We start from the raw sequence: 3,280 nt of genomic DNA, 5'->3' as shown, positions 1-3,280 counted from the left end.
CCAATCGTCATCCATGCCTCCTCTCATAACCGAGGGGGTCAGTTCTTCATTTCGTCAGGGGGTCAGTTTCTCAATTCGCCCGACAGTACATTCTAAGGGAAGCCATCGGGGGTAGTCCTAGTGGTGCCGGTATTCCCTGAGAGGGTCCTGAGGAGGCTGGTCTAGAAGAACCGAGGGGCCGACTGAAAGGAGCCACCGAGGGCATTATCCATGAACCTAGCCAGCTCCTGATCCAACAGGATCCATGAACCTAGCCAGCTCCTGATCCAACAGGTCCTGCTTCCTCTGCTCTACCGCTATGGTCGTGTTCCTGGCCATCCATTCCAGCCAGTAGGCGACACAGCCTGCCACAGCGTCCAGTCGGTCGTCATGGGCGAGGGAGCCTCAGTTACGGGTGATCCTGGTCATCTGGTAGAACAGGCGGAACTTGTTGACCTCGTCAGGGATGAAGGCAGCGGTGCTGTCGTAGTCCCACTCGACCACCGAGGAGCAGACCACCAGACGGTGCTGGTTCATGATCGGTTCGAGGGTGTCGATGATGCGAGCTTCCTTCTGAGCCTTGGCCCACTCAGCGTCCTCGATCAGGACCGGGTACTTGATCTGCGACCGAGAGCGGAGGAGCTGCAGGCGAGGTGGGAGACCACGTCGTGGTCCATGTCCTTGATTAGCTTGGCAGCCACGGCGCGGGGGCCAGGACGACCCCCAAAGACCTCATCGACGAACTTGGTAATCCCTGCCGCAACAGGGCCGACAGCACTCTCCAAGATCGAGCGCCCCGTGTCCGTATCGTAACCTCTCTCGTTGTCGAAGTTTTTACGGATCCGCGAGAGGTAGCGATCCCGCCCGAGGCCCGACATTTCGATCTCCAGCTCGATTTGCCTCGCTCCAGCTCGATTTGCCGCTGGAGCATAAAATCGTGGTGAGACATTCAGTTTCCTTGCGAGGCTGTCAGCCATGACGCTGGCTTAGTGCGCCGCGTCGGGGAGGCTGAGCTGGATGGCGAAGAGGCAGAGCTTGATCTCCTCGTAGGAGAGGTCGCTGTGCTGCATCAGACGGTGGATGCCCTTGCGGTTCTGAGCCATCAGGCGACTGCCGGGAGATCGTGGTCGTGATGCGTTAATGGGGTTGGCTGGACTAGCTTTGAAGGCGATGTCCTAAATACCGTCCTCTCCTACTCCAATGCGGGCGCCTAGTTTCCGCAAGTTGAGATCAGCAAGGCGCCTCGCAGCGCCCTTGAACGTGGTGTCCATGATGTTTTTCTGTGTTTTTGTGGGGGGCAGGCTTTTCTTGGCCACGACTTATGAATAGTAGAAGGTAACGAGCGCTATATTTCGGCGATCTCTAATATTAGGAGTATATGATTTGTGGTGGTCAAGGTTCAAAAGAGGTTTTGCAGGAACATGGGAGGATAGACTGGACGGGATATTCTCATTGGAGGTCGACTATGCTGGGAAATCCATTCTCGATGTTGGCTGCAATATGGGTGTTGTCGCCTATGAGATATCCAAGCTGAAACCCAGTTCGATCCACGGGATCGACATTGCCAAGCCGCATATCGAGACTGCAAAGATGTTGTTGAGCGGCTCCCCGGTGCATGCCAGGTTCGATCGCCTGAATCTTGGCAGCCGGCGCCTCGGCAATATCCTTCTACCGAAATACGATATCGTCCTGCTGCTGGCCGTCTATCAGCACATGCAGCGCAACATCGGCCCGGGCAAGGCGCGAAGGGTGCTTTCCAATATTGTGAGGCGCACCTCGAACGTCGTTGCCCGCGTTCCGCCTGGAACGGATGGCGAATTCATCGAAACGCTTTCTGACGAGGGGTTCAAGGTTAAGAGCACTCACACATCGCCTCTTGGCAGTCATGTGCTGGTGCTGGAGAAACCGCCTCACGCACCTCTAGGGATTGTGCTGATTTAATTCGATTTCCTCTTCTGGAGCTACCCTTGGCGTAGTTGTCTAACTCGTCGTCGGTGCCGGCCTGCAGATTCACGTGGATTGGTTTGGCCATGAACGTCGGTTCTCCTTTTACCCACACGATTCCCACAACGGCGGGTTTCCCTCACAATCCGTTGCACGAGTGGAGCGGTTTGTTTTGATGTGCAAAACCCCGGTGGAAACCGGTGAATTACAAGGCGTTGAGGGGTTAGTTGCGAGGGTGCAACGGACTAGAACGGGATTTTAAGTCCCTTGCGTCTACCAATTCCGCCACATCCGCAGGCCAGTCCTTTTCAGATGCCGGGCAGGGCCCGTCAAGCCGTCTTTTGCCGTAGAGAAATCTGGAAGCTAGCGAGGCCGATCACCTACAGCGATACAAACAAAATCGTTTCACCTGGAAATGTTTTTAGCGGCAGCTTCCGCGGCTACCGCGAATGCGCGTCCCCCGTTCGCAGGATGCGTTCGGGCGCTCTGCCCTGATAGACTCCAATTGGCAAGTGGATCGGCGCGCCGATACTCGACGCCGTCCTCTACAGACACTGGGAGATTGTCATGCTCAAGCTTGCCTCTGCCCTGGCACTGCTGCTTGTTGGAACGGCGCCTCTGTTTGCCGATGAGATGCCGATGAACGCCAAAGACATCAAATGGGGTCCTGCTCCTGCTGTCATTCCCGCTGGCGCGGAAATGGCTGTTGTCGCTGGAGACCCCTCAAAGGACGGCGCCTTTGTGCTGCGGTTGAAGACACCCGCCGGCTACAAAATTGCCGCACATAATCATCCCACCACGGAATACGTAACGGTGCTTTCCGGCAACTTCCATATTGGAATGGGCGATAAGCTCGACGAGTCGAAAGGTGTCGAACTGACTGCTGGCGGCTTCGGCGTCGCGCCGGCCGGAATGAATCACTTCGCCTGGACGACAAGCGACACGATCGTCCAGGTTCATGGCGAGGGGCCATTCAAGATCACCTACGTTAACCCGGCAGACGATCCGAGCAAGAAATGACAGTTCGGGATCGAATTGAGTGAACCGGCCGAAGGCTCGGAACGAGTGCGTCGAACTCCGCCACCGTCGATTCAGAAGGATCCTCTAACCAGACGAAAGCTGATTGGCCGCAACGGAATCGCATTCCGCTTGGGCCATTTTGCCGTGAATGGCGCCATAACAGAAAAACCCGCCTCGGGAGGCGGGTCGTTGGAGCCAATTGGCACCATACCCCCTCTGTCGCCTTCGGCGACATCTCCCCCTCGAGGGCAGGGCTATCGCAGATGGAACGCCGAGGCTTTCGCTCTACGACGTACCCCCACCCCTAACCCCTCCCCACAAGGGGGAGGGAGACTTC

Annotated in this window: 3 protein-coding genes; 2 read left to right on the top strand and 1 reads right to left on the bottom strand. The window is 56.8% G+C overall.

What is annotated here, in order from left to right:
• Positions 1-384: 384 nt before the first annotated feature.
• Positions 385-582 (bottom strand): hypothetical protein, encoded by a 198-nt coding sequence (locus NKH04_RS32955; RefSeq protein ID WP_502900113.1) that lies wholly within the window; start codon positions 580-582, stop codon positions 385-387.
• Between the two features lie 849 nt (positions 583-1,431).
• Here NKH04_RS32955 and NKH04_RS32950 point away from each other — a divergent pair.
• Positions 1,432-1,920, top strand: coding sequence for a class I SAM-dependent methyltransferase (locus NKH04_RS32950; RefSeq protein ID WP_353045596.1), 489 nt, complete (start codon positions 1,432-1,434; stop codon positions 1,918-1,920).
• Positions 1,921-2,490: 570 nt separating this feature from the next.
• Positions 2,491-2,943: a cupin domain-containing protein gene (locus NKH04_RS32945; RefSeq protein ID WP_353045595.1), complete on the top strand. Its 453-nt coding sequence runs from the start codon at positions 2,491-2,493 to the stop codon at positions 2,941-2,943.
• The last annotated feature ends 337 nt before the right edge of the window (positions 2,944-3,280 follow it).

The organism is Mesorhizobium sp. M1365 (genome assembly GCF_040317865.1).
GTDB lineage: Bacteria > Pseudomonadota > Alphaproteobacteria > Rhizobiales > Rhizobiaceae > Mesorhizobium.
Note: the sequence above shows the minus strand (reverse complement) of the source record. Positions and strands in the feature narration are given on the sequence as shown.

Excerpts from the sequence above, each read along its gene's own strand:
- NKH04_RS32945 (WP_353045595.1), top strand. The coding sequence starts at position 2,491 with ATGCTCAAGCTTGCCTCTGCCCTGGCACTGCTGCTTGTTGGAACGGCG.